The sequence below is a fragment of the Planctomycetota bacterium genome, from assembly GCA_035384565.1.
Classification (GTDB): Bacteria; Planctomycetota; PUPC01; order DSUN01; family DSUN01; genus DAOOIT01.
On the sequence record DAOOIT010000018.1, the window covers coordinates 70,867 to 97,605 of the forward strand.

21 protein-coding genes and 1 pseudogene are annotated in these 26,739 nt (G+C 67.2%); 16 read left to right on the forward strand and 6 right to left on the reverse strand.

Annotated features, from left to right (window positions below):
- Positions 1-337 precede the first annotated feature (337 nt).
- Positions 338-1,339, forward strand: coding sequence for an AAA family ATPase (locus tag PLE19_08935; protein ID HPD15063.1), 1,002 nt, complete (start codon positions 338-340; stop codon positions 1,337-1,339).
- 11 nt (positions 1,340-1,350) lie between these two features.
- On the forward strand, positions 1,351-1,908 hold the full coding sequence (locus tag PLE19_08940) for a hypothetical protein (protein ID HPD15064.1): 558 nt from the start codon (positions 1,351-1,353) through the stop codon (positions 1,906-1,908).
- 825 nt (positions 1,909-2,733) lie between these two features.
- On the opposite strand, the gene PLE19_08945 is transcribed toward PLE19_08940, so the two are convergent.
- The 3 genes from PLE19_08945 to PLE19_08955 form a co-directional block, all read right to left on the reverse strand.
- Positions 2,734-4,542 carry a DUF5060 domain-containing protein gene (locus tag PLE19_08945; GenBank protein HPD15065.1) on the reverse strand — a complete coding sequence of 603 codons (1,809 nt, stop codon included), beginning with the start codon at positions 4,540-4,542 and terminating at the stop codon, positions 2,734-2,736.
- A gap of 72 nt (positions 4,543-4,614) precedes the next feature.
- The gene (locus tag PLE19_08950; protein HPD15066.1) at positions 4,615-5,484 is read right to left on the reverse strand and encodes a metallophosphoesterase; all 870 of its coding nucleotides are present in this window, start codon (positions 5,482-5,484) and stop codon (positions 4,615-4,617) included.
- 3 nt (positions 5,485-5,487) lie between these two features.
- Positions 5,488-7,692, reverse strand: coding sequence for an ATP-dependent RecD-like DNA helicase (locus PLE19_08955; protein HPD15067.1), 2,205 nt, complete (start codon positions 7,690-7,692; stop codon positions 5,488-5,490).
- 126 nt (positions 7,693-7,818) lie between these two features.
- Between PLE19_08955 and radC the strand changes: the two genes are divergently transcribed.
- The 10 genes from radC (at position 7,819) to PLE19_09005 (ending at position 18,654) form a co-directional block, all read left to right on the forward strand.
- Entirely contained in the window at positions 7,819-8,895 is a 1,077-nt protein-coding gene (gene radC / locus PLE19_08960; GenBank protein HPD15068.1) for a DNA repair protein RadC, read from the forward strand.
- A gap of 95 nt (positions 8,896-8,990) precedes the next feature.
- Complete coding sequence (locus PLE19_08965) at positions 8,991-9,578, forward strand: 4Fe-4S dicluster domain-containing protein (GenBank protein HPD15069.1); 588 nt, start codon at positions 8,991-8,993, stop codon at positions 9,576-9,578.
- 1 nt (position 9,579) lies between these two features.
- A complete protein-coding gene (locus PLE19_08970; protein ID HPD15070.1) occupies positions 9,580-10,497 on the forward strand; it encodes a CoB--CoM heterodisulfide reductase iron-sulfur subunit B family protein in 918 nt (305 codons plus the stop codon).
- Positions 10,498-10,618: 121 nt separating this feature from the next.
- Entirely contained in the window at positions 10,619-12,679 is a 2,061-nt protein-coding gene (locus tag PLE19_08975) for a CoB--CoM heterodisulfide reductase iron-sulfur subunit A family protein (protein HPD15071.1), read from the forward strand.
- 81 nt (positions 12,680-12,760) lie between these two features.
- Complete coding sequence (locus tag PLE19_08980) at positions 12,761-13,213, forward strand: hydrogenase iron-sulfur subunit (protein HPD15072.1); 453 nt, start codon at positions 12,761-12,763, stop codon at positions 13,211-13,213.
- Between the two features lie 27 nt (positions 13,214-13,240).
- A complete protein-coding gene (locus PLE19_08985) occupies positions 13,241-14,053 on the forward strand; it encodes a hypothetical protein (GenBank protein HPD15073.1) in 813 nt (270 codons plus the stop codon).
- A 113-nt stretch (positions 14,054-14,166) separates the two neighbouring features.
- Positions 14,167-15,018 (forward strand): 4Fe-4S dicluster domain-containing protein, encoded by an 852-nt coding sequence (locus PLE19_08990; protein HPD15074.1) that lies wholly within the window; start codon positions 14,167-14,169, stop codon positions 15,016-15,018.
- Positions 15,015-16,031, forward strand: coding sequence for a 4Fe-4S dicluster domain-containing protein (locus tag PLE19_08995; GenBank protein HPD15075.1), 1,017 nt, complete (start codon positions 15,015-15,017; stop codon positions 16,029-16,031). The genes PLE19_08990 and PLE19_08995 overlap by 4 nt, the downstream gene beginning before the upstream one ends.
- A 233-nt stretch (positions 16,032-16,264) precedes the next feature.
- Positions 16,265-17,635, forward strand: coding sequence for a multiheme c-type cytochrome (locus tag PLE19_09000; protein HPD15076.1), 1,371 nt, complete (start codon positions 16,265-16,267; stop codon positions 17,633-17,635).
- A gap of 212 nt (positions 17,636-17,847) precedes the next feature.
- Positions 17,848-18,654, forward strand: coding sequence for an FAD/NAD(P)-binding protein (locus tag PLE19_09005; GenBank protein ID HPD15077.1), 807 nt, complete (start codon positions 17,848-17,850; stop codon positions 18,652-18,654).
- Positions 18,655-18,818: 164 nt separating this feature from the next.
- Here the strand turns inward: PLE19_09005 and PLE19_09010 are convergent, their stop codons facing one another.
- Positions 18,819-20,243, reverse strand: a complete 1,425-nt coding sequence (locus PLE19_09010; protein HPD15078.1) for a Gfo/Idh/MocA family oxidoreductase — start codon at positions 20,241-20,243, stop codon at positions 18,819-18,821.
- Between the two features lie 89 nt (positions 20,244-20,332).
- A complete protein-coding gene (locus PLE19_09015) occupies positions 20,333-21,094 on the reverse strand; it encodes an NYN domain-containing protein (protein HPD15079.1) in 762 nt (253 codons plus the stop codon).
- A 203-nt stretch (positions 21,095-21,297) separates the two neighbouring features.
- On the opposite strand from PLE19_09015, the gene PLE19_09020 reads away from it, so the two are divergent.
- From PLE19_09020 to PLE19_09035, 4 genes and pseudogenes are all read left to right on the forward strand, one after another.
- The gene (locus PLE19_09020) at positions 21,298-23,880 is read left to right on the forward strand and encodes a hypothetical protein (protein HPD15080.1); all 2,583 of its coding nucleotides are present in this window, start codon (positions 21,298-21,300) and stop codon (positions 23,878-23,880) included.
- A gap of 309 nt (positions 23,881-24,189) precedes the next feature.
- Positions 24,190-24,417 carry an AbrB/MazE/SpoVT family DNA-binding domain-containing protein gene (locus tag PLE19_09025; GenBank protein ID HPD15081.1) on the forward strand — a complete coding sequence of 76 codons (228 nt, stop codon included), beginning with the start codon at positions 24,190-24,192 and terminating at the stop codon, positions 24,415-24,417.
- A pseudogene (locus PLE19_09030) lies at positions 24,414-24,821 on the forward strand (type II toxin-antitoxin system VapC family toxin). Before PLE19_09025 ends, PLE19_09030 begins: the two are co-directional and overlap by 4 nt.
- Positions 24,822-24,870: 49 nt before the next feature.
- Positions 24,871-26,382 (forward strand): glycosyl hydrolase, encoded by a 1,512-nt coding sequence (locus PLE19_09035; GenBank protein HPD15082.1) that lies wholly within the window; start codon positions 24,871-24,873, stop codon positions 26,380-26,382.
- Between the two features lie 23 nt (positions 26,383-26,405).
- On the opposite strand, the gene PLE19_09040 is transcribed toward PLE19_09035, so the two are convergent.
- Positions 26,406-26,739 (reverse strand): hypothetical protein (locus tag PLE19_09040; protein HPD15083.1); only part of this gene is annotated, 334 nt, incomplete at its 5' end.

A 26,739-nucleotide genomic window follows, 5' to 3' on the forward strand; every position in this document is an offset into this window, starting at 1 on the left:
ATTATACGCCCCCCGCAGACTCCGAACAACCGCCTTCACTGGCTGAGAGCCAACTCAACACTTCAGCAGGATGAGTTGCGTCGTCTCTGTAGGCACCATGTCGGCGCCCCGCGGGACATGCAGCGTAGCCGTGCGCGACCTTACCGCGCGGGACTGCGCTGGGTACGTCATGAAGCCGCAGGCACTCTCCGTGAGTGCACTTGGCGTTTGACAAGCCTAAAGCCAGCCTGTAACCTTTGGGGGTGTACGGCATCCACATGCAGCCGTCAATCGAGATGTGCGGCTGGCAACAGGAAGGTTTGAGCAGTTGTCTACCGCGTGTAGGAGAACCTAGGCCATGGCTTGTGTTGCCAGCATCATCAACCTGAAGGGCGGTGTTGGGAAGACTACTCTGACCATGATGATTGCGGAATTCCTCGTCTTTCGGGCCTTTAAGCGCGTCCTGCTGATTGACATGGACGCCCAAGCCAACCTGACCTACTGCATGGTGCCCAGCAATAGTATCCAGCAGCAGCGCGAGAGCGAGAGGACCTTGTACCATCTCCTACAACGTGCTCTGCGCAACGACCCCGTATCGATACCCGACTTCATCACCCAGCCGCCTCTCGTGGTGAGCAATATCCAGCGGTCCAGCCTAGTGGGGCCACACTATCCCGGTGTCCTCCACATGATTGTGTCAGTGCCTGACGTCGCTGAACTGGATGAGGAACTCGTTCAGCTCTGGGAAGGTGGGCGACCCATGCCTGGCGGCGTTCGACACTGCCTGCGCGAAGCTCTCGAGCCTGTGCGCAACCAGTATGACTACGTGATCCTGGATTGTCCCCCAGGGCTGTCGCTGTTCTCGTCCACGTCCTTGGTAGCAAGTGACATCTTCATATCACCCGTGATACCCGAGCCATTGTCCTTGCAGGGCGTAGACCTTGTTCAGAAACGAGCCGGTGAACTCAACCGTCGTCACGGAGCGCGGGTGGACTTCGGCGGCATTGTCCTGAATGTCGTCAAGCACTACAGAACGACACACCGAATGACTTCACAGCGCCTCTACAGCGACGAGGGTCAGGGCACGTACCGGCCATTCCGATGGTGGATTCCTGACAATGAACGCCTCAGGAAGCTCGGTGACTTCGATCCGGACTTGTACGACGAGGTATCCAGGACCGACCAGTTCAGCCCGAAGTTCCGGTCAATAGAGAACAAGTATGGGGTCCCCTATACGCTTACAAACCCAAAGGACGGGCCCCTGAACCGGGGCGATGAAGAGGGCGAGCATTATAGGCTTCACGAGCGCCTCGACAGAGTGGTTGACGAGTTTCAGCGCCGCTGTGGTTTGAGCCAATGAAGAAGACTGACATGAAGGCCATCTCAGATGCCGTGCTCGCCTGCTACAGGGAGAGACCCGCGATCGTCAGGGAGCACATGCCGTCCATTGCAGAGGCTCTGGACAAAGCTTACCCGTGTTCGCCTGGGAGGCCTATGAGCAGGGTAACTTTGACCGAGCGTGAGCGCCAGTTCAGAGTCTCCAAACTTCAAGAGACGCTCACGGCGCTCGAGATGGGTAAGGTTTCGCAGGAGGATGCCTTGAGAGCCGTGGAGGACAGTCTCGTCTTGGCCTCCGAGTTCTCCCTCCCTGAGGCAGCTAACCACAAGGCTCTGACAAGGTTGATTGAGATGGCCCTTGGCAGGGAGCTGAAGACATCAGAGGCGGACTACGTCGTCAATGTCTCCGGTAGAGAGAGCGAGCGCGTGGCGGCAAGCCAATCTATTGTCCGCGGAGTGCTGTGTGACCTAACCTGGGATCACCGTGTGATTCGCATCTCTGTCTTTCCGGGGCGGGTTCGTGAGTGGGGTAAGGCCATGGCATTCATTGGTCGCTATTCTCCCGGCAACTGCAGAGAGCAAAGCGCATGAGTGCTCCCAGTCGGGTCATGTTTTCCACTTCCACCTTTGGTGCCTTGCTGCGCCGGGACCGCGCTGACCACGAGCGCGCAAGGCGGATATACGAACAGCTTCTCGACTGCGAAGCTGAGCTATGGACGACGAACTACACTCTCTTGGAACTCGCTCACACCTATGACCGCGACACACTGACCAAGCTGTTGAGTGCAGTGGACGAGTTCTTCCATATCATGTGGGTAGGCCAGCCACTGCACTCGGAGGCGCGGCACCAGTACCTAGCGCAACCAGACTTACGGGCATCGTTTTCGGAAGTCATCTCTGAGGTTGCCGCGCGCAGAATCGGAGCGATTCCCTTCCCGATCGCGCGTACATCATGTGATCAGGGCACGGGTACGTGTCACACCTCTGATCACACCGAGGGCACGTAATCGCCAGATGCACGAGTGCTATGGCTCACCATGCGATCCTTGAAGTGGCAGATGCGGTGCCACATGCGTGCCAGACACGCGATGGAGCGCCACACGATGGAGGTGTAAGCCCTGTAGTATCCAACGCTTGGCAATGGCGAGGGAATCGGGCGGCGCGAAAGGGTGTCGCGGGTGAGGCGCGGCCGCGGGGCGAGCGCCCATGCTTGCTCATTCCTGAGGGGGAGGAAGTGAGCAAGTATGGGTGGAATGGCGAGGATCGGCGATTCTCGCCGTTCCGGCCATACCGGCTCTGTGGGGGCGGTGAGCGAGTATGGAGGGGGCGGCCGCGGAGCGGCCAAGAGGGGCGTCCCACACGCGGAGCGCAGGGACGAGGGGAAGTGTCGGCTCCACCGAGAAGGGCGTAGATGGCTCACCAGGCGGGCTTGCGCTCGGAGCGCTCGATGAGGGGCTCGACGCGGCAGGCGACGTCGGGGGCTTTGACCAGGGGCGAGAGCTGGAGGACCAGGCCGGCGCCATCGGCCGTGGCCTGGGCTTCGGTGATGGTGCCGCCGTTGTAGGTGTCCCACCACTCGATGCGGTACGGGCCGGGCCGGAGGCCGGGGAGCCGGAAGGCGAAGGGTTCGAGGAGCCGAGCAGGTTCCTTCTTGACGAGTCGGCGGTGCCAGGTGTTGCGGCGGTCCTGGAACCAGAGGAGGGCCTGGGCGTCGGTGCGGAGGCCGACGATGCGGAGGTTGCCGCGCTCGTCGTCGCGGACGGGCTGCCAGGGCTGCCCTGTCCAGTCCACGCCGGCGAGGAACCGGCCGAGGGCGCGGTAGTGGTAGTAGAGGTCGTTGGGCTCGACGTAGTTGTCCCACCACCAGAGCATGGGAGCGCCGGCAGCGCCGCCGAGGGAGGAGGCCCAGAGGGCGTTGTGGAGGTGGATGCCGGTGCGGTCGAGGGCGTTGAGGCGGTTGTCGCTGCCGGTGGGGTGGAAGCCGAATTCGGCGATGAGGTAGGGCTTGCGGAACTGCTCGAAGTCCTGCGCCTGGTCGAGCACGAGGGCGGCGGCGTCGTATTGTTTGGGCGTGGGCTCCCAGCCGTCGTGGATGTAGGCGTGGAGCTGGACGAAGTCGAGCGCGGGCATGGCCCAGAACTCGGGCCAGTCGGTGTAGGCGGCGAGGGTGTTGGTGACGAGGTGCTGATAGGGGTCAGTGCGGTGCAGTTCGGCGGCCATCTGGGCGGTCCAGTCGAGCATGTAGGGCTCCTTGCGCGAGAGCAGCTTGCCGCGCTCGCTGGGCGCGTAGTCCATCTCGTTCCAGAACTCCCAGGCCATGATCTGGGGGGCGTGGGCCCATCGGGCGACGATGTAGCGGAGGCGGCGGCGGTAGTGGGTCTTGGCTTCGTCGCTGGTGAAGAAGTCAGCGGGATTGTCACACATGCCGCCGTGGGCGCGCCAGTAGGGGCTGTGGCGGCGCTGGGCGAAGTCGTAGAAGTTGTCGAAGCAGAGTTTGAAGGCGAGGCCGTAGGTGCGGGCGAAGCCGACGATGTGGTCGAGGCGCCAGGCGTTGTCGAGGCGGTAGTCGTCGAGCCTGGCGCCCTCGAGTTCGAGGCTCCAGGAGCACATCCAGATGCGGGTGAAGTTTTCGTGGGCGGCGGCCATGCGGCGGAAGTAGTTGTCGTAGTCGTAGGTCTTGAGCTGCGAGTCGGCCCAGCAGATGTTGTGGCCGATGGGGAAGTAGGGCTTGCCCGTCGAGTATTCGAAGTAGCGGGGGTTTCGCCGGCTGACACGGATGAAGCCGGGGCTTCGCGAGTCGGTGGCGACGAATTCACGCGCCTCCGTGCGGGCTTCGCCGCCGCGGGTCTTCACTGCAACCGTGTAGAGGTGCGGGCCAGCGAGGGTCGGCGTGTAGCGGATCTTCCAGACTCGCTCGCCGCGGGGCTTGAGCTGCTCCTTGCCGTCCTTGAGGGTCCGCTCGTAGTCCTGGTAGAGGAAGCCCTCGACGGTGCGGGAGCGGCCCGAGCGGTCGGCCACGGTGGCCGTCAGGGCGATGTCGTCGGGGTCGTAGGGGTTGTGGAAGGCGGCGTCGAGGTCTACCGTGAGTTCGAGCGGGTCGAAGAGGCGCACGGCAGAGGCGGAGGGGGCGACGCGGAGGATTCTGGGCGCCGCCGTTTGGCCGGCGCGGATCGAGGCGAGGGGGAGCAGGAGCGCGGAGCAACAGACTGCGAGGGCGTGCTTCATAGGGCTCTTTTCTGGTTGCGTTCGTCGCGATCCTATCAGGCCGCGGGCGGGAAAGCAACGTGTCGGGGGCGCCTAGAAGTTCAGGAACTTGATGCGCGAAACGACGTCCTGCTGCGAGAGCTTGCGGTCGAGGGGCAGAAGAGCGTAGGCGCCGTGGGCGTCCTTGCTGTCAATGACCACGAGGTGCGGGTTGGGCGTGGTGTAGCCCTTCTGGCACGGGTGGTGGCCGCAGACGATGAGGTCTACGCCCATGCGCTCGGCGAAGGCGGCGCTGGTGGGCCGCGCGATGTCGCGGCCCCAGGCCATGCGGAAGGCGGGGGAGTCGCGGCCGATGTCGGCCTCGCGGGTGGCCTGGGTGAACAACGCGCGGTCGAAAAGGTGCACGTACTTACCGTCGGGCAGCGAGTGGCACAGGAGGATGCCGTGGGCGGTGACGGCGGCCCAGGGGAGCGAGCGGAGGAAGCGGTTGTAGGCCTTGCGGATGACGTCGGCGTTGAATTGGTAGGCCTCCTGGAGGGCCGTGTTGAAGACGCTGAGGACCGAGCGCCCCTGCTTCATGATCTCGAGGCCGCAGAGCTCGGCGATGTCGTGGTTGCCGAGCAGGAAGTGCACCTGGCCGGGATAGACGGTCTTGTAGATGGCGGCCTCTTCGAGGAGCTGGTACGAGCGGTCGGGGGTGTCGGCGTACATCGCGTGCAGCAGTTCCTGGAGGAGGATGTGGCGCTGGGGATGGTGGCCGAGGTCGGCGATGCGGGTGATGCGGCGGAAGTTCGAGAGGTTGCCGTGGAGGTCGCCGGTGGCCATCAGCTCGCCTGTGCGGGGGAGCTCGAGGAGGCGGCCGCGCAGGCAGGGGTCCTGCTCGTTCATCGCGGCGGCGCGGGCCATGAGGTCCATCACGTAGTCGGGCGGCCGGGGTGCGGGCTCGACAGGCTCGTGTTCCACGTCTCAGTCCTCCGGGGGGAAAGGCTCGTGGGGCCGGGCGTTGGCCAGGCGCTCGCGGAGCAGGGAGTGGCGTTCGCGGATGCGGTCGTTGCGCACGGCGATGGCGATGGCCCGTTTCGTGCCGACGAGGACCACGAGGCGCCGGCCGCGCGTGACCGCGGTGTAGAGGAGGTTGCGTTGGAGCATCATGTAGTGCTGGGTGAGGATGGGCACGACCACGGCGGGGTACTCGCAGCCCTGGGACTTGTGGATGGTGATGGCGTAGGCGGGCACGAGTTCGTCGAGTTCGTCGGGGCCGTAGGCCAGCTCGCGCTCGTCGAGGCGCACAATCACCTGCCCCGCGTCAGGGCGGGCCTCGAGCACGCGGCCGAGGTCGCCGTTGAAGACCTCTTTGTCGTAGTTGTTGCGGATCTGCATGACCTTGTCGCCGGGGCGGAAGCCGCGCCCGCCGGGCGTCTCGGCGGGATTGAGCCGCTCGCGGAGCCGCTCGTTGAGGGCCTGGGCGCCCACGGCGCCGCGGTGCATGGGGGCCAGCACCTGGATATCGTCCACGGGGTCGAGGCCGTAGGCGGCGGGCAGGCGGCGCGCGACGAGGTCGAGCACCGTCTCCGCCGCCTCCTCGGGGTCGGCGCGCTCCAGGAAGAAGAAGTCCCGGGCAGGCCCCTCGCCGGGGCCGTTGAGGGCCGGCATCTCGCCGCGGTTGATGCGGTGAGCGTTGCCGACGATGAGGCTGTGGGCCTCCTGGCGGAAGATGTCGGTGAGGCGCGCCACGGCGGCCACGCCCGAGGCGATGACGTCGCGCAGCACGCTGCCGGGCCCGACCGACGGGAGCTGGTCCACGTCGCCCACGAGCACGAGGACAGTCTGCGGGCTGAGCGCGCGGGCGAGATGGCAGGTGAGCAGGAGGTCGAGCATGGACGCCTCGTCCACGATCACCACGTCGGCCTGAAGGGGGTTCCGCTCGTTGTATTCGAAGGCGCTGGTGCGCGGCTGGTATTTGAGGAGGCGATGAATGGTCATGGCGTCGGTGCGGGTGACCTCGGCGAGGCGCTTGGCGGCGCGGCCGGTGGGCGCGCCGAGGGCGACCCGCAGCCGCCGCGCCTGGAAGATCTCGACCAGGCAGCGGAGCACGGTGGTCTTGCCCACGCCCGGGCCGCCGGTGATGACGGTGAGCTTGCTGGCCACGGCCTTGCGCAGGGCATCCTGCTGCCCGGGCGGGAGCTGGATGCGGACCTGACGCTGGACCCACTCGACCGCCCTGCCCGCGTCAATGGGCGGAAATGGGGCGGGCGTAGCGGCCAGCTCCGCGAGCCTCTGGGCGACGCCCGTCTCGGCCGCGTGCAGGGCGGGCAGGTAGACGGGACGCAACGGGTGGGCATCGTCCACCACCAGCTCGCCGCCGACGCGCTGGGCCTCGATGGCGGCCTCGACCTGCTCGACGGGCACCTCGAGCATGCGGCTCGCTGCCTCGGCGAGGGTCCGCTGGGGATAGCAGGCGTGGCCGTCGTCGCCCAGCTCGCGCAGCGCGTGCACCACTCCGGCGGCGGCGCGCTGGGGCGAGTCGTGCGGGATGCCCAGGTTGGCCGCGATGCGATCGGCGGTGCGGAACCCCACGCCGAAGATGTCGGCGGCCAGGCGATAGGGGTTGTCGCGCACGATCGAGATGGCCGAGCTGCCGTACGTCTTGTAGATTCGCGCCCCCACGGCGGGCGAGACGCCGTACTCGTGGAGGAACACCATCACTTCGCGCAGGCCCTTCTGCGCGCCGTAGGCCTCGATGATCTGCTGCTGGCGCTTACGTCCGATGCCCTCCACCTCGCGCAGCCGCTCGGGCTGGTGCTCGATAACGTCGAGCGTCGCCTCGCCAAAGCGCTTGACGAGCCGGGCGGCCAGCTCCGGGCCGATGCCGGGCACGAGGCCCGAGCCGAGGTAGCGCTGGATGCCCCGCGCGCTCGTGGGGGCCACGACCTCGTAGTGCTCGACCTCGAACTGGCGGCCGTGGGTCTTGTGGGTAACCCAGCGGCCCTCGAGGCGCAGCACCTCGCCCTCCTTGAGCTCCAGCAGCTTGCCCACGGCGGTGACGAGTCCCCCCCGCCCCTCCGGGCGCACGCGCGCCACCGCGTACGCGCGGTCGGGCGCCGAGAAGACCACGCGCTCGACCGTGCCCTGGAACGACTCGGCCCCTTCGGGGGACTTGAAGAGCGACATTCCTGGCTCCGGCGCTCCCAGCGCCGCACGGATTATAGCCCGCCCGCCGGAACGTGTCAACGACTTGATCCGCCGCGGGATTCGGGTATGATGCACGGGCCGTCCACCTGCAACGGAGAGCGCGGCGTGGAGTTGCGCCGAACCTACCGCACCATCGAGCAGCGGCTACGCGAGCTGGCCACCGAGCCGCTCGAGACCCTGCTGGGCCTCTGCGGCGAGGCGCCCGCCGCCTATGCCGATGGCGCGCCGTTCGAGGACGACCCCGCCCTGCGCCGCCTCCTGAGCCGCCTGGGGCTGATCCCGCGCGCCCGCTCAGCGGCCAACCTCTACGACACCGTGAGCCGCATGGCCGAGGCGGCCGGGGAGCGCGCAGCCACGGTGCGGCGCGTGCTCCAGCTCTACTGCTCGCCCGCGGAGGGCATCCGCACCGTCGTGTGCGGCGACCGGCCCGCCTGCGCCGAGTGCCCGCTGGCCCAGGAGTGCGCCTTTCATCAGCGCGCGCCGCGCATCCGCGAACTGCCCGAGGACGAGCGGCCGCGCGAGCGCCTCATCGCGGGCGGCGAGGGCGCGCTCTCGGACGCCGAGCTGCTGGCGATCATCCTGCGCACCGGCACCACCGAGGAGACCGCCGTGGGTCTCGGCCAGAGGCTGCTGGCCCGCTTCGGCAGCTTGCGGGCCATCGCCACCCGCAGCGTGCGCGAGCTGTCGGCCGTCAAGGGCATCGGCCCGGCCAAGGCGGCCCAGGTGAAGGCCGCCGCCGAGATCGGCCGCCGCATGGCCCAGCGAGCCGCCGTCGAGCCCGGCCGCCCCATCGCCGACAGCCAGGCCGTCTGCGACTTCACCCGGCCCCGCCTCCGCGACCAGAAGAAGGAGACCTTTCTCGTCCTCCTCCTCGACGCCCGCAACCGCCTGATGCGCGACGTCGAGGTCTCGGTCGGCAGCCTCACCGCCAGCCTGGCCCACCCGCGCGAGGTGTTCCACGAGGCGGTGCGCGACAGCGCCGCCGCCATCGTGTGCGTGCATAACCACCCGACCGGCGACCCGACGCCCAGCCCGCGCGACATCGAGATCACGGCCAAGCTCCACGCGGCCAGCCAGGTGCTCGGCATCACGCTCCTCGACCACGTCATCGTGGGCGAGAGCACGCACTACAGTTTCGCCGACGAGGGCCGCTTGCCGCGCGACCGGCGCCACGATGGGTAGGCAAATGGGGTTTGACTTGCGGCGCACAAATCTCCTACAATAGCAGAGGTAGGGGAGGTGCGCCAAGAGCCAAAAACCGATAGAAAAGGTCAACAATGCAACTGCAAGTGTCGCGCGCCCAGGTCGACTCCGACTGGAAACGCGAGGTCGAGCGGCGGCTGGGGCGCAAGCTGGCCGACTGCTATCAGTGCGGCAAGTGCACCGCCGGCTGCCCGGTGTCGTTCGAGATGTTCCACCCCATCCACGCGATGATGCGCCTGGCCCAGCTCGGGCGCAAGGACGAGGCCCTCCGCTCGCGCTCCCAGTGGGTGTGCGCAGCCTGCGAAGCGTGCTCGACGCGCTGCCCGAAGGACGCCGAGCCGGCCCGCCTGATGACCGTGCTGCGCGAGATGGCCCAGGAAGAGGGCCTCGTGAACGCCAACGAGGCCGACATCTACGACTTCCACCAGTCGTTCCTCGCCAGCATCCGCCGCTTCGGCCGCGTCTACGAGATGGGCTTCATCGCCGCTTACAAGCTCAAGAGCCCGCTCCGGCGCGGCCCGCAGGACCTGCTCACCTTCCCCAAGATGCTCAAGCGCGGCAAGCCCGGCCTCCTGCCGCACAAGATTCAGAACGTCGCCGCCATCCGGCGCATCTTCGACCGCTGCCAGCTTCAGAAAGCCCCCGAGAGGAAGTCGGACTGACATGGAACTCGGCTACTACCCCGGCTGCGCGCTGAAGGCCCACGCCACCGGCTACGAGTACGGCATGGCCATCGAGGCCACGCTCGGCGCCCTCGGCTTCGAGCTCAAGGAGGTGCCCGACTGGAACTGCTGCGGGGCCTCCGCCGGGCACATGACCAACTCCATCCTCACCCGCGCCCTCAACGTGCGCAACCTCGCGCTCGCCGAGGCCGCCGGGCTCAAGGAGATTCTCGCCCCCTGCCCCCTGTGCACCAAGGAGCTGAGCCTCGCGCAGCACGAGGTGAAGGAGCACACCGACCTCCTCGCCGCGGCCCAGGAGGCCGCCGAGATGGCCTACCGCTGCTCCGTGCGCCCGATCACCCTCGTCGAGTTGCTCCACCGCAACCTCGCCCAGTTCCGGGAGCGCCTGGCGGGCAAGCTGCCCGATCTCAAAGTCGCCTGCTACTACGGCTGCCTCCACACGCGCCCGCCCGACGTGATGACCTACGACGACACCGAGCAGCCGGTGGCCATGGACGAGGTGTGCCGCACGCTGGGCCTGGCGCCCGTGGAGTGGACGCACAAGACCGAGTGCTGCGGCGCAGGGTTCACGATGAGCCGCCCCACGGTCGTCGCGCGTCTCACCGGCCGCATCCTCAAGGCCGCGCGCCTGGCCGGGGCCGAGGCCTTCGTGGTCGCCTGCCCCATGTGCCAGGCTAACCTCGACATGCGCCAGACCGAGGCCGCGGCCGACGCGGGCCTCGGCGAAGACCTGCACATGCCCGTGCTGTACCTCGCCCAGGTGGTGGGCCTGGCCCTCGGCCTCGAGCCCAAGGCCCTCGGCCTGAGCACGCATTTTGTGGACACCACGGACCTCGTCGCCCGCCTGCGCGGCGAGCCGCCGGCGGCAGCCGAGGCCCCCCAAGGCGCCGTGGCCTAGTGGAACGAGACAAACACGGGACGCCTGAGACTCGCAAGACCCGTCGCACCGCGAAGCCGACCGTCCGACGAGTCTGACACGTCCCACGCGTCCCGGAAGAAGGGGACAGGAGAGACCGCACTTGTCGCGTATCGGCGTGTTCATCTGTCACTGCGGCGAGAACATCGGCAGCGTGGTCAACTGCGAGGCCGCCGCCGAGGCGCTCAAGACGCACCCCGGCGTGGTGTTCTCGACCGACTACAAGTACATGTGCTCGGACCCCGGCCAGAACCTGATCAAGAAGGCCATCGAGGACCACAAGCTCACCGGCGTGGTCGTGGCCGCCTGCTCGCCGCGGATGCACGAGCCCACCTTCCGTAACGCCGTGGCCGAGAAGGGCCTCAACCCCTTCCTGTGCGAGATGGCCAACATCCGCGAGCACTGCTCCTGGGTGCACCCCGACAAGGCCGAGGCCACCCAGAAGGCCATCGAGCTGATCCGCCTGATGGTCGAAAAAGTCAAGAACAACGAGAAGCTCAAACCCATCCACGTCCCCATCACCAAGCGCGCCCTCGTCATCGGCGCCGGCATCGCCGGCATCCAGGCGGCCCTCGACATCGCCAACATGGGCCACGAGGTCGTGCTCGTCGAGCGCGAGCCCAGCGTGGGCGGCCACATGCTCCAGCTCTCCGAGACCTTCCCCACCCTCGACTGCTCGCAGTGCATCCTCACCCCCCGCATGGTCGAGGTGGCCCGCCACAAGAAGATCAAGCTCTACACCTGGAGCGAAGTGGATGCGGTGGACGGCTACATCGGGAACTTCGAGATCACGATCCGCATGAAGCCGCGGAGCGTGGACCTCGCCAAGTGCACGGGCTGCGGCACCTGCTGGCAGAAGTGCCCCTCGCGCACCATCCCCAGCGAATTCAACGCCGGCATCACCGTGCCCGACCCCGAGAACCCCAAGAAGCGCCTCGGCTACCGCACCGCCATCTACACGCCCTGCCCCCAGGCCGTGCCCAACAAGCCGGTGATTGACCGCGCCAACTGCCTCTGGTTCCAGAAGGGCAAGTGCGGCGTCTGCGCCAAGGTGTGCCCCACCAAGGCCGTGGACTACGAACAGAAGGAAGAACTGGTCAAGGAAAAGGTCGGCGCCATCGTGGTGGCCACCGGCTATCAGGTGTGGAGCGTGGCCAAGGCCGCCGCCGACTACCCCTACATCGGCTACGGCGAATACGGCTACGGCACCCACCCCGACATCCTGGACGGCCTCCAGTTCGAGCGCCTGCTGAGCGCCAGCGGCCCCACCGGCGGCAAGGTGCGCCGCCCCTCCGACGGCAGGGAAGCCAAGTCCGTCGCCTTCCTCTCCTGCGTCGGCTCGCGCGACAACGAGAAGGGCTTCACCTACTGCTCGAAAATCTGCTGCATGTACCTGGCCAAGCACGCCATGCTCTACAAGCACAAGGTGCATGACGGCCAGGCCTACAACTTCTACATGGACATCCGGGCCGGCGGCAAGACGTATGACGAGTTCACCCGCCGCGCCGTCGAGGAAGACGACCTGTGCTACTTCCGCGGGCGCGTCTCGCGCATCTACCCGCGCGGCGACAAGCTCGTGGTGCAGGGCGCCGACACCCTGTCGAACGCCCAGGTGGAGGTGGAGGTGGACCTCGTGGTGCTGGGCACGGCCATGATCGCCCAGCCCGATGCCGAGGCCATGGCCCAGAAGCTCCACGTGGCGTTCGACAAGGACCGCTTCTTCTCCGAGGCGCACCCCAAGCTGCGCCCCGTAGAGGCGCAGACGGCCGGCGTGTTCTTCGCGGGCGCCTGCCAGGGGCCCAAGGACATTCCCGAGAGCGTGGCCCAGGCCTCCGCGGCCGCCAGCAAGGTGGGCGCCCTGCTGAACGCCAACGAACTCGAGCGCGAGCCCATCGTGGCCAGCGTGCACCGCACCGCGCCGCCCGTCTACTCCATCTGCTTCGGCTGCTTCTTCTGCGAGCGCATCTGCCCCTACGGGGCCATCGAACGCGAGGAGATTCGCGACCGCAAGGGCAACCTCCTCAAGACCGTCGCCCGGGTCAACGAGGGCCTCTGCGGCGGCTGCGGCCTGTGCGCCGCCGCCTGCCGCGCCCACGCCGTGACCCTCAAGGGCTTCAACGACGAGCAACTCTACGCTGTCGTGAATGCGTTGGGCGAGGAGTAGGAAACCATCTCGGAACCCTCGGGGGCGGCCCAGTGACGCCCCCGAGGACAACGCGCGAAAGGAAGCCGACCCAGCACTGCCATGCCTACCACCGAGAAGGAGTTCGAGCCGCGGATCGTGGCCTTCGTCTGCAACTGGTGCACCTACGCCGGCGCCGACCTGGCGGGCACGAGCCGCCTGAAGTACGCCTCGAACGTGCGCGTGATCCGCGTGCCGTGCAGCGGCCGCGTGGACCCCAACTTCGTCATCAAGGCGTTCGAGCGCGGGGCCGACGGAGTGCTGGTCAGCGGATGCCACCCGGGCGACTGCCACTATGCCGAGGGCAACTACTACGCGCGGCGGCGATGGACCATCTTCCGCGACCTGCTGCACTTCATGGGCGTGGAGGACGAGCGCCTCCAGTTCTCGTGGGTCTCGGCCGCCGAGGGCGCCAAGTGGGCCGAGCTGATCAACGACCTGACCGCCAAGCTGCGCAAGGTGGGCCCGTTCACCGGCTACCGCGAGCTGGCCGAAGCCTCGCGCGGGCCGTGCTGAGGAGCGATCCGGTTGTAGGGGCAACGCGTGCCGATTGACATCTTCGACACCGAGAGGCCGGCGCCGGACCGGGTGTTCCGCTACCCGCTCTACGAGCGCTTCCTGTGGGTGACGGTGGTTGCCGCCGGCATCGCGGTCGCCGTGTTCTTCGGCCAGGTGCGCGACTTCGTGAGAACCGAAGGCCCCCGCGCCTGGATCGTGATCGGCGTCGTGGCCTTCTTCCTCTTGCTCACCATCTGGATCTCGCTGCGCGCCTGGCTGTCGAAGGTCGTGATCTCGCCCGTATCGCTCAAGGCCACGGTCTTCGGCCAGGGCGTCCAGCGGATCAGTTGGGTGCACATCCAGAAGGTGATCTACCGATGGCGCCCCCTGGGCCACAAGCTCATCTTCATCGGCAGCGACGGCGCCCGTGTGAGCTTCCGCTCGTGCATCCAGGGCTACGAGCAACTGCTCGCCTTCATCCGCGAGAGCTCGCCGGAACACGTGCTCGACCAGCTCGACGCCATCTTCGGCGAACCCGAGGAGGAAGAGGAAGAAGAACCGGAGGCGAAGTCCCCGGAGCCCGAGGAGCCAGCCCCCACAAGAGAGGCAGCGGCCAAGCCCGAGCCGCCGGCCAAGCCAGAGCGCAAGGAACCGCCGCCCGCGCCTCCGCCTGCCCAGGACCAACCCGCCGAGGTCTCGCCTCAGGATGGCGACGAGCCAGGCGACGACGACGATGAAGAGGGCGAGGACGACGAGGGCGAAAGCGACACCGATGAGGGCGAGGGCGACGAGGACAGCGAGGACGACGAGGACGCCCCCGACGAAGAGGAGCCGAAATGGTGGCAGTTCTGGAAGTAGGCCGGCCGTCGCCGCCGCCCCAGACACCTCCCGTCGCCGACGCGAGGCCCAGGCCACGAAACTGAGTACGACCGAGCTATGACTCAAGCCATCGGAGCAAACCAGAGCAAGCCATGAGCACACCGTCCGAGACATTGCAGGCGCGCGCCCGCTCGCTGCTGGAAAGCGGCGAGGCCCACCTGGTGATTGGCCACGGCGCAGGCACCAACCCCCAGAAGACCACCCCCGTCTTCATCACGCGGGCGGAGGACGTCGGCCAGCTCGTCCTCAACCCCTTCTGCGTCAACAACCTGGCCAACTGGCTGACGCGCAAGGACCTTCGCGCCCGCTTCCAGCGCATCGCCGTCGTGGCCAAAGAACCCGACATCCGCGCCGTCGTCGTCCTCATCCAGGAGGAGCAGGTCAAAGCCGACGCCGTCCGCGTCATCGGCGTCCGCATAGACCGCCCCGGCGACCCCGCCTCCCCCTGCGAGGTCCTCCCCCAGACCACCCTCGAGGACCTCCAGAAGCACCTTCGCGAGAGCTTCCAGAGCCGCGACCTCACGCCCGACCAGCTCGCCGCCGTCGAGGCCCTCGAGGCCAAGCCCCCCGCCGAGCGCTGGGCCTTCTGGCGCCAGCAACTCGACAAGTGCATCCGCTGCCACGCCTGCCGTCAGGCCTGCCCCATGTGCTACTGCGACCAATGCATCGCCACCCTCAACCAACCCCAGTGGATTGACACCTCGTCCCACCCTCAGGGCAACATGGCCTGGAACATCGCCCGCGCCTTCCACCTCGCAGGCCGCTGCATCAACTGCGGCGAATGCGAGCGCTCGTGCCCCGTCAACATCCCCCTCATGCTCCTCAACCGCTTCCTCGCCCGCCAGGTCAAAGCCCACTTCGGCTACCTCGCAGGCTACAACACCGAGGAGTATCAGCCCTTCGCCACCTACAAGTGTGAGGACTCCGAAGACTTCATCCTATGAACAAGATACTCGACGCCACCCGTCTCCCGGCCCTCCTCGACGCCATTCGCGCCCGCGCCCGCCTCGTGGCACCCGCGCGCGAGGACGACCGCGTCCACTTCCGCGAAATCGCCGCCACCTCCGACATCGTCCCACGCACCGACTACATCAACCCTCGCAACTCCATCAAGGAGTTCCTCTTCCCCCGCTCCGAACCCATCCTCACCTACGCCCGCGCCGACGCGGGCGCCCAGGTCGCTGACCCCCAGACCCAGTACCCTCCCACCGTCCTCTTCGGCTGCCGCCCCTGCGACGCCCGCAGCCTCCTCGTCATGGACCCCCTCTACAACTGGGACTACTGCGACCCCTTCTGGAACCTCCGCCGCGCCGCCACCACCGTCATCGCCATCGCCTGCACCCGCGCCGACGAGGCCTGCTTCTGCACCGCCCTCGGCTCCGCCCCCAACGCCACCGACGGCGCCGATCTCCTCCTCACCCCGCTCGACGACAAGCGCCTCCTCGCCGAAATCCTCACCCCCAAGGGCGAAGCCATCGCCGCCCTCGCCCCCGACGCCTTCAGGGACGGCACCGCCGACAAGCAGGCCCCCTGCAAGCCCGCCTTCGACGCCCTGCCCCCTCGCCTCGACCTCGACCGCATCACCGCCTGGCTCAAGGCCAACTTCGAGAACCCCCGCTGGGCCCCCTACTCCTACAAGTGCTGGGGCTGCGGCTGCTGCACCTTCCTGTGCCCCACCTGCCACTGCTTCGACATCGTAGACGAGGGCACCTACCGCCGCGGCGCCCGCCGCAAGAACTGGGACGCCTGCCAGTTCGCCCTTTTCACCCTCCACGCCTCCGGCCACAACCCGCGCCCCGACCAGGCCGCCCGCTGGCGTCAGCGCATCGAGCACAAGTTCAACTACTACGTCCAGAAATTCAACCACCGCTCGTGCGTCGGCTGCGGCCGCTGCATCCGCCACTGTCCCGTCAACATGAACATCCTCGCCCAACTCACCGAAATCGCCACCCTGTAGCCGCCCGGACAACTGAACTGAGCCGGGGAGGAACCTTTCTAGCAGGAAGGTTCCTCCCCAGACCCATCCTCCAAAGACTCTCACACTGCTGGGCGCGGACGGGCGTTTCGGCCCGCGCATCGCGCCTCCCCAGCGTCGCGCACTCGGGGAGACTTTGCCTTTCATTTCCCCGCACGGGCGGCTACAATGGCACGGGGCCGGGGAACGCGTCCTGGCCATGCCAAGGAGAACCCATGAGGCCGCTGACAGTGCTGCTGGTTCTAGCCGTGGCGTCGGGGTGCACGGAGATCGCTCCGCCAAGCCGGCCGCCCGCGCCGCCCCAGCCCGCGGCGCGCGTGCTGCCCCCGAAGCAGAAGACGCGCGTGATGGCCTACGCGCCCTCCGAGGCGTGCAAGGATTGCCACATCCACGTCCACGAGCAACAGGCGCTCTCCATGCACGCCCAGTCGTACACGAACCCCGTGTTCCAGGCCCAGTACTTCCGCGAGGTGTTGCCGATGAAGCTGGAGGGCCCGCGGTTCGTCCAGGAGGCGCAGTCGTGCGCCGCGTGCCACATGCCCGTGGCGCACCAGATGAATCCGGGCCACGTGATCATCGGCAAGCACGTGGACCCGCAGATGTCGGGCGTCACGTGCGACCTGTGCCACCGCATCAGCGGTTTTCGCGGCGCCGCGCCCGAGAACGGCAACTTCATCGCCTCGCCGGGCGAGGAGAAGTACGGGCCGTTCCGCCACTCGAGCTCCTGGCACCACGTGTACCTGGAGTTCCAGACCACGAGCGAGTTCTGCGCCGTGTGCCACGAGTCCGTGAACACGCTCGGCGTGCGCGTGAAGCCCACTTACACCGAGTGGAAAGCCAGCCCCTACGCGGCCAGCGGCATCCAGTGCCAGGACTGCCATATGAACGCGAAGGGCTACCTGATCGACCACAAGGCGCAATACGAGTCAGGCAAGGCCGCCGAGATGACCCTGGGCACGGCCCCCGAACGGAGCAAGCTCTACTCGCACCGCTTCCCCGGCGCCCGCACGCAGACGCAGCTCGACAACGCCATCCCGCTTCGCCTCCGCACCGACAGGGCCGAGGCCGCCCCGGGCGACGAACTCGCCATCACGGTCGAGGTAGACAACGAGCGCACCGGCCATCGCATGCCGTCGGGCAGTATCGAGCTGCGCACCGTGTGGCTGGACCTGGAGGCCCGCGTGGGCGACCGACGCATCGGCATTCCCGCCCCCAGCGCCCCCGATGCCGCGGGCTACGACGTCGGCGGCGCTCTCCCCGCCGACCGCGAGGCACTCGGCCGGGATTTCCCCCAGGGCAAACGGGTGTACCGAGCGGTCTTCGTGGACGCCGCGGGGAACCAGACACAGTCCATGGTGGAGGCCGCCCGCAAGGTCTTCGACAACCGCCTCGACCCGGCGAAGGTGCGCACCGAGCGCTACACGTGGCGCGTGCCGCAGGACGCGCAGGGCAAGGTGACGCTCGTCGCCCGCCTCTACTACCTGGCCTATCCGCAGGCGTTCGCGGCGAAGCTGGAGCTGCCCCCCGCCCCCAACACGCGGATTTCGACGGGCGAACTCGAGATCGCGATCCGGCCGGCGCGCTGACGCCTCAGACCTCTGCGGTTCTGTCGGTTGACGGCGGCTTCGCAGCGCTCCTGCGGTTGATCGCGCGGCGGCCTTGGCCTATAATTGTTGCGTTTGGTCGTCTGCCAAGTCGCCGCTGTTTCGCACGGAGAAGCCAGTTGTCCACGAGTACCGCCGACACCGTTGAGGCCGCCTCCGCCGCCGCGTCGCCGAACATCTACAAGCCCATGCTGATGCGCATCGCGGCCATCCGCGACGAGGCGCCGCTGGTGCGGACATTCCGCCTCGAGTTCCAGGACCCCGCCGATGCCGAGCGCTTCAGCTTCCGCACGGGGCAGTTCGGCGAATACTCGCTCTTCGGGGCAGGCGAGAGCACGTTCTGCGTGGCCTCGCCCCACACGCGCAAAGGCTACATCGAGTGCACCTTCCGTGAGACAGGGCGCGTGACCCGCGCCCTGGCGCGCTGCGAGGTGGGCGACACCATCGGCTTCCGCGGGCCCTACGGCAACACGTTCCCCGTGGACGCCTGGCAGGGCAAGAAGCTGATCTTCATCGCGGGCGGCATCGCCTTGCCCCCCGTGCGCAGCGTCATCTGGACCTGTCTCGACCAGCGCGAGCGCTACGATGACGTGATGATCATCTACGGCGCCCGCACCGTGGCCGACCTCGTTTACAAGCACGAGCTGGCCGAATGGGAAGCCCGCACCGACGTGCAGCTCGTGCAGACGGTGGACCCGGGCGGTGAGACGCCCGACTGGAAGGGCCGCGTGGGCTTCGTGCCCACCATCGTCGAGCAGGTCAAACCGCCCACCGACAACGCGGTGGTGGTGCTCTGCGGCCCGCCCATCATGATCAAGTTCACCCTCGCCAGCCTCAAGCAGCTCGGCTTCGGTCTCGAACAGGTCTACACCACGCTCGAGAACCGCATGAAGTGCGGCCTCGGCAAGTGCGGCCGATGCAACGTCGGCCCCATCTACGTGTGCAAGGAAGGCCCCGTCTTCACCGCCGCCCAGCTCGCCGGCCTGCCGATGGATTACTGAGAAGAGCGGCGTCTCGTGTTAGGTGGTAGGTGGTAGGTGTTGGGGGGCCGCTCCACCACGACATGCCAAAGCGCCCAGCCGGTGGGCCGGGCGCCTTGGATGAGGGCCGTTCCTGTCCGTACCCGAACACTCAACACCAGACACCCGACACCGCCCTTCCCCGCTCAGCCGTTGAGGGTCCAGCCCTCGCGGTACTTGCGCTTGAGGAAGCCGTTGGCCTCGTCGTTGTCGGTGACGACGCCCTTTTCGGGGTCGTAGGCGATCTTCTTGCCGGCGCGGTAGGCCACGAGGCCGAGCAGCATCGTCTCGATCATCGTGCCGCTGTAGTCGAAGTCGCAGTGCGTCTTCTTGTGGGCGGGGTCCTTGCAGGCCTCGATCCACTCGCGCTGGAAGCCGTTGACGCGCGGCTGGAGCTGCTCCTTCGTGCGCGGCTTGTAGTAGGTCATGTCGTCGCCGTCGCCGAAGGGCACCAGGATGCGCGAGCCGAAGTCGCAGATGAGGAAGCCGTTCTTGCCCTTGAACATGGCGCCGTGGTCAATGCGGTTGAGGTCAATGTAGCCCCGGGGCGAGCGCGGCATCATGCCGCCCTGCCACCAGTGCACCTTGATGGCGGGCCGCCAGGAGTTGGCCGGCATGTCGAACTGGCTGTGGAGCTCGACGGGCGTGACCTCGGGGTGCGGCGGGATGGGCTCGGCGGGCTTGCCCTTCTCGTTGCCCGCCTGCTGCGAGCCGAAGGGGTACGATTCGGCCTGAGCCGTCGTCGGCAGCGTGGGGTCAACGGCGTTCCACACCAGGTCCATCGTGTGGCTGCCCATGTCGCCGATCTGCCCGCTGCCGAAGTCCCAGTACATGTTCCACGACAGGCAGTTGGCTCCCGGGCCGCCGCGGAAGTATTCGGGGTTGTAGGGGTGGAAGGGCGAGGGGCCGATCCAGAGGTCGTAGTGGAGGTGCTTGGGCGGCTCGCCCTCGGCGGGCGGATAGCCCTTGCGGCGAATCTGGCGATTGCCCCAGGCGTGGGCCTGGGAGAGCTCGCCGATCGCCCCGTCGCGGATCAGCTCGGCCACGCGGTTGAAGTTGTCAATCTCGTGGCGCTGCGTGCCCACCTGGGTGGCCACCTTGTCGCGGCGCTTGAGCCAGTTGGCGCGCACGACGCGGGCCTCCTCCACGCTGTTGGCGAGCGGCTTCTCGCAGTAGACGTGCATGTCGCGGTTCAGCGCCCAGTTCGACACAAAGGCGTGGGTGTGGTCGGTCGTCGAGCAGATGACGGCGTTGATGTCCTTCTGGTCGAGGCACTTCCGCCAATCCACATAGGTTTTCGCGTTGGGCCACTTTTTGGCGGCGCCTTCGAGATGCGTCTCATCCACGTCGCACAGGGCGACCACGTTCTCGCTGGAGACGGCGCCGAAGTGCGCCGCGGCGCGGCCCCACGTGCCGATGAAGGCGATGTTCAGCTTGTTGCTCGGGGCGTCGGCGCCGAGCGCGCCGCTGCGCAGCACGAGCAGCCCGGCCCCCGTCGTCGCGGCCAGCCCCAGGAACTGGCGGCGTTCGACCTTCGACGTCGCGGGCCTGTTCTTCCTCACTCTTGCCATTTCGGGCACCTCCTTTCAGGGGGATGTGCGTTGCACCACTCCAGTATACTACAATCCGCAGCGGTGTCTACCGGCGCTCGCCCGCGGGCTCACGAGCCCTCGCTGACGAGCCGCACCGAGTAGTTGCCCGGCCGCTCCTCGCGCAACTCAAGGAGGCCCTCTTTCTTCATGTCCTCGAGGAGCTTGGTGAACGAGCTGTAGCCGTGGTAGTTCTCGTTGAAGCCAGGGTAGACGCGCTTGATGGCCTGCTTGACCATCGAGCCCCACACCACGTCGTGGTCGAGGGCGAGGGAGCCCACGATCTCGATGACGCGGTCGAATGCCTCCTGCTTCTTGGGCTCGGCGCGGTGTTGGGCGCGCCGCGGCTGCTGGGCCTTGCGGGCGGCGCGGACCAGATCGTCATAGAGAATGAACTCGTCGCAGCTCTCCATCAGGAGGTCGCTCGTCGAGTTCTTCACGCCGCAGCCGATCACCCGCTTGTTGTTCTCCTTGAGCTTGCTCGCCAGCGGCGAGAAGTCGCTGTCGCCCGACAGCAGGGCGAACGTATCAATGTGGTTCTTCGAGTAACACAGGTCGATGGCATCGGTCACCATGCGGATGTCGGCGCTGTTCTTCCCGCTGGCCTTGCTGCCGGGGATGTCAACCATCTCGATGCCGTGGCGGTGGAGCTCGGGCACCGCGTCGCGGTAGTTCTTCCAGTCGCAGTAGGCGCGCTTGAACACAATGCGGCCCTTCTCGAGCAGGCGCCGGAGCACCAGCTCGATCTGGAACGGCCCCTTGTTCATGTCGCGCACACCGATGGCCAGGTTCTCGAAGTCCACGAACACCGCGATCAACGGTTCATCCGCCATAGCCTGCTCCTGCAAGTACCATCGAGGCCCGCGCGGCGGCTCGCGCTGCGGGGCACTGACAGCACGATACTCCTCCGAGCCGCCGTTGTCAATCTCCGATCCGTCCCGCCGGCGGGCACGGGTGCCGCCCGCTTGCCTCCGCGCCGCCCGATCCCTATAATCCCCGGCGGGGCTTCCCTCTGCAACGCCATCGGAGGACTGCCATGCGCTGCCTGCTCGTCGTCGCCTGCGGTCTCTCGCACGCGCTCGCACCGGGCGCGGAAGAACCCTTCGACTACTTCGTCAACTCCTGGAACGTGATCGGCCTGAAGGACTACCGCGACGGCACCCGCATCACGCCCGCCAACGAGCTGCTCCTGGCGAACAAGGCGAAGGTCACAATTCGCTTCGGCCGCGACCTCACGCCCCTGAGCCGCGAACAGACGAAGACGCTGCTAGACGGCTGGCTGCCCATCATCCTGCTGACCGCCCGCGACGGCGATGTGCGCTACGACTTCACCCTCTGGGCCACGCCCCTCCCCTCCGTCAAAGACTGGCAGAAGGCATACGACTGGCCGACCGAGGGGGAGAATTTCCTCAACTGGATTCAGGTCAAGGCCACCAACACAGGCCCGGCCCAGGCCGAGGCGAAACTGAAGATTGATGAACGGGCGCCCCACTCCTTCACCTGGCCCCTGGCCCCAGGCCAGACCGCCGAAGCTGTCCTCCGCATCCCATTCGCCCCTGTGCCCGACTCTCCGGCCTTCGACAAGGAGGTCGCCAAGCTGTGGCTCGACCGCACGGTGGAATGGTGGCGCGGCCTCATCCTCAAGGCCGCCCGCATCACCGTGCCGTGCAGAAAGGCCACCGAGGCGCTGCTCGCCGCCCACGTGTGCCAGCTCATCGCCAACGACCACGGCGAACTCCACGGCGGCGAGGGCTTCTACGACGAGTTCTACATCCGCGACGGCGCCTACCAGCTCATGGAGCTTGAAGAGGCCGGCCTAGCCGACGCCGCCGCCAAAGCCGTCGCCGTCTACCTCAAGAAGCAGCGCCCCGACGGCCGCTTCGAATCCCAGGCCAACCAGTTCGATGCCAACGGCCAGGCGCTCTGGGCCATCTGGCAGTACCACAAGATCACGGGCGACCGCGAGTGGCTTGAAAAAGCGTATCCCCAGATGCGCAAGGCCGTGGACTGGATGATGAAGGCCCGTCGCCAGGCGTCGCCCGATTCGCCGTTCGCCGGCCTGCTCCCCGCCGCGCCCGCCGATGGCGAGAACCTGTGGGACGGCAAGCACCACATCCCAGGCTACGACTTCTGGAATCTTCGCGGACTGCTGTGCACCGCCGATGACGCCCGCATCCTCGGCAAGGCCGCCGAGGCTGATGAGCTCCTTGCAGAGGCCAAGCTTTACCGCGAGGCGATTGACGCCGCGCACACGCGCGCCGGCCTCCCCCACTTTCCGCCCAGTTGGGAGAAGGCCGGCACCCACTGGGGCAACACCGAGACCCTCTGGCCGACCGAGGTTTTCGACCGCGACGACCCGCGCGTCGTCGCCCTGATGAAGCACGTGCGTGAGGACTTCGGCGGCGGCTTCGTCGAGGGCACGATCCGCTGGTCGCCTGGCGGGGCGCCCGTCATCCATCCCTACATGTCCGCCTACACCACCATGGCCTCGCTCGTCCGCGGCGAACACGAGAAGGTCGTCGAGGAGCTCTACTGGCAACTGCTACACTCGACCGCCACCCACGCCTTCCCGGAGGGCATCTTCTACAAACGCCGCTACGCCTGGAGCGAGACGATTCCGCACGTGACGGGCGCGGCCAACTACGCCCTGATGCTCCGCCACATGCTCCTTCACGAGCGGGGCGACGAACTGCACCTGCTGCTCGCTGTGCCCGACTGGTGGCTGGGCGATGGGCAGGAGATTCGCGTCGAGCGCGCCCCCACCCACTTCGGCCCCATCGGCTTCACCATCGCGGGCAAGGCGGCTGGCGTGGAGCTGTCACTCGACCCACCCAAACGCAACCCACCGAAGCGGGTCACCCTGCACCTCCCCAAGTCGCGGCCACTGCTCAACAAGATAGAGGCCGTTGAGCTCGTTGCCCGCGCCGACCAGTCGAAGCACTGGGACTTCCCGACCGTCGTAAAGCTCTACCAGGAGATGAAGCCGCAGGCCAAGCCAGTCCCCGGCCTCGTCAAGCTTCCGCTCCCAATCGAGTTGAAGGCCGATCAGTGCCACATGCTCGACCTGTCGAAGCTCGCCAACACCGACCCCTTCACCGCCCCGTTCGGCGTGCCGAGGCCGGGCAAGTTCCTCTTCACCGGTCTGCGCGCTGGCGCTCAGGTTGCCGGCGGTGTGCCCTTCAACATCATTGACCCCGCGAAGAACGGCGGCAAGGGCCTCGTCGTCCTCCACAGCCCGCAGGCGCCTAAGGACATCAAGTGGCCGACTGAGGTGGAGATTCCAGTGAAGGCCCAGGGCAAGCGGCTGTTCTTCCTCGGCAACGTCACCGGCTGGTTGCCCGACGACGAGGGCGCGGGCGAGTGGGGCGCCGTGGCCGAATACGTCATCCAGTACGCCGACGGCCAGACGCAAGCCGTGCCCCTGATCAGCGGCCGCACCTGCGACGACTGGGTGCTCGCCCCCGTGGCGACCGACGCGCACTGCGGCCTCCGGGGCGACCCGTGGCACCTCAACGTCCTGGGCGTCGCCCTCCGCCCCGTTGTCGTCGAGAAGATCATCTTCCGTGACCTCGGCACCCCCGCCGCACCGTTGCTGGCCGCGGTCACACTGGAGAATTGAGACGCCCTTCCCGCCTCTGGGGGCACGGACCCTGGCTAGCACGTTGCCGCACACCGGGCTCTGTGTGGCACAGCCGCCCTCGGCTGTGATCGTCAGCGGGACGTGCCCTCGACTTCGCTTGGCTAAACCCCGTCCCGCAGTTCGCGGCACGGGGACGCGCTGCCCACAACGTCCTCAACAGTCGGGGGCTCCTGTACCACACAGTCACCGGCTTTCCAGGTTCGCACTTGCCGCCCAGGTTGACAGGGCTCTAGGGAAGCGGTATGAGTAAGAGAGGTGATACTCGCCCTGCTTTAGAGGAGAAGGCCGATGAGGATTACGGCAAAGGGGCAAGTCACCATTCCCATCCACATCCGCGAGAGAACGGGGCTTCTCCCGGATACCGAAGTCGAGTTCGTCCTGTCGGGCCAACGGGTGTACCTGCGAAAGGCTGCCTCGCGGCGCCGCGGGCGTCGGGTGGTCGAGACCCTGCGCAGCCGTGGCACGGTGCGGATGACGACCGACGAGATCATGACCCTCACGCGAGGTGAGGAATGAGCCGCATCCTGGTGGATTCGAACGTGCTGCTCGACGTGGTGAGCGGGGATGCGCAATGGTTCGCCCGGTCGAGTGGCACGTTGGAGCGCCAGGCAGAGGAGTCCACCTTGGCCATCAATCCCATCATCTATGCAGAGGCGTCTATTCGCTTCGAGCGCATTGACGATGTGGATACGGCACCGCCCCCGGCCCTCTTTGAACGGCTGCCGCTCCCCTGGAAGGCGGCCTTTCTTGCAGGTAAGTGTTTCCGCCAGTATACACGGCATGGCGGTGTGGCGCCGCTCGCCTCTGCCCGACTTCTTCATCGGAGCCCGCGCAGCCGTGGCCGGAATGCCCCCTATCACCCGAGACGCAGACGCTACTGCACCTACTTCCCCACCGTGCGCCTGATCGCGCCCGGTTGAAGAATGATCCAAAGTCCCCATTGGCAGAATCCAGAAAGGATGTCTTAGCGTGATCTCCTCCGGAAGGCGACAAGGACTCTTCACGGCGTTGCTCGGGCTGGGGAGTCTCGCCCTGGCCGCGGCCGAGGCTCCGCCGCAGCATTCGCTAGCCATGTGCAGCAACGGCCAGTTCCTCACAAACCCCGACTACCCGGCGAAGATGGTTGACGCGGGCGCGCGCATGTGCCGCCTCGACTTCACCTTCCCTTCGATCCGCCGCCGCCCGGGCAACGACCCTGACTTGTGGGACTGGTCGGCCCTGGAGCGTCTGCGAGCCCTCCGCGCGAAGCATCCCGAAATGGAGTACCTGATGCTCCTCGGCTACGGCATCCCCTGGGCCGAGGACGAGGCGACGCGAGGCCCCAACCCCCCGCCCAAAGACGCCGCCTCGCCTATCAACGGCCCGCAGGCGGGCATTGATGTCCGCCCCGTCAACGACCCCCGCAATCTCTACGGCCACTACGTCTACGAGACAGTCCGTCGCTACAAGGACGTCGCCCGCCACTGGGAAAGCTGGAACGAGCCCGACCTGCCCGGCCACCACTTCTGGAAGCTGGGCGGAAAGGAGTTCTTCAAGTACCAGCGCGTCTGCTACCTGGCTGCAAAGAAGGCCGACCCCGACTGCAAGGTGCTCTTCGCGGGCCTCTGCTACGGCACCGCCGAGGGGTACCTGGCCGCCCACCGGCTCAAAGCCCCGACCCCCTGGCCACCCAAGGAGTGTTTCCTCGAGGAATACCTCAAGGAGTGCGTCAAGGACCCCGAGGCGAAACGGCACGGCTACTACTTCGACATCATGAGCCAGCACACCTACAGCCGCGCCAGCGATGCCTACGACTACGTGGCGATTGACAGGAAGCTGATGCAGGACTACCTGGGCGAGGTGAAGCCAATCTGGATCACCGAGTGCGGCGCCACCGACACGCGAGATGTGAAGCCCGGAGACGCATTCGCGCTCTCCTCCGCCGAGTACGGCGACTATCTTCTCCAGTCATTCGCCTGGGCCAAGATGGCCGGCGTCGAGAGGCTCTTCCACTTCCAGCTCGACAACTCGAACGGCCACGGCCTCTACAAGGGCATGCTCGGCGACCCGAAGCCCGCCCTCACCACCTACCGCGACGTCCTGGCGAAGGAACTGGCCACTGCGACATTCGTCCGCCAGCATCACGGCACCCAGGGTGTGGACTTCCTGGCCGGCAACTCCGCGTTCCAGCCGACCTGGAAGGCCGGCTACAACCTCTTCGAGTTCCGAAGCACGGAGGGAAAGCGCGTTCTCGTGGCCTTCGCGGACACCGACAAGAGCGTCACTATGAAGGTCCCCGCCACCAAGGCCAAGGCCACCCAGATCACGCGCGACAACCAGCGAACCGAGGTCGCCGCAACGGGCGGCTTCTACCAGATCACACTGGCCGGCGCGACCAGTGTCGGCGGCTGGCCCTCGGTCAAGGACAGCCCGCAGGGCAAGGCCCTCGGTGCGCCGGAGCACCTCGTGGGCGGCGCCACCCTCTTGCTGGTGGAGGAGTAAGCGCGGCGTCAGCGGCACCGCCCTCAGCCATCGGCATCGCCCTGATGCCCCGCCCCGCCGGTCCTCGCGCCCATGTGCCCTCGAATCGCCGCCGTCTCCGCCAAGGCGGAGAGAAAGAGCGCGGGAATCACCACCATCCAGTAGGCGTGAAGGCGCTCCGCGGCCAGAGCGTTCAGGTTCGCAAGCGTGTACGCCCCCGCGGCGCTCAGCTTGCGCGCCATTCCGATGCCCATCCCCACCGAAACCCAGAAGCTCGGGAGTTCCAGCGCCAGCACCATCAGCCCGCACAAACCCGCCCAGCGCGGCACCTCGCGGCCCTCCGTCGCCGCCACAAGGGCGCCCAGTGACCCCTGCCCG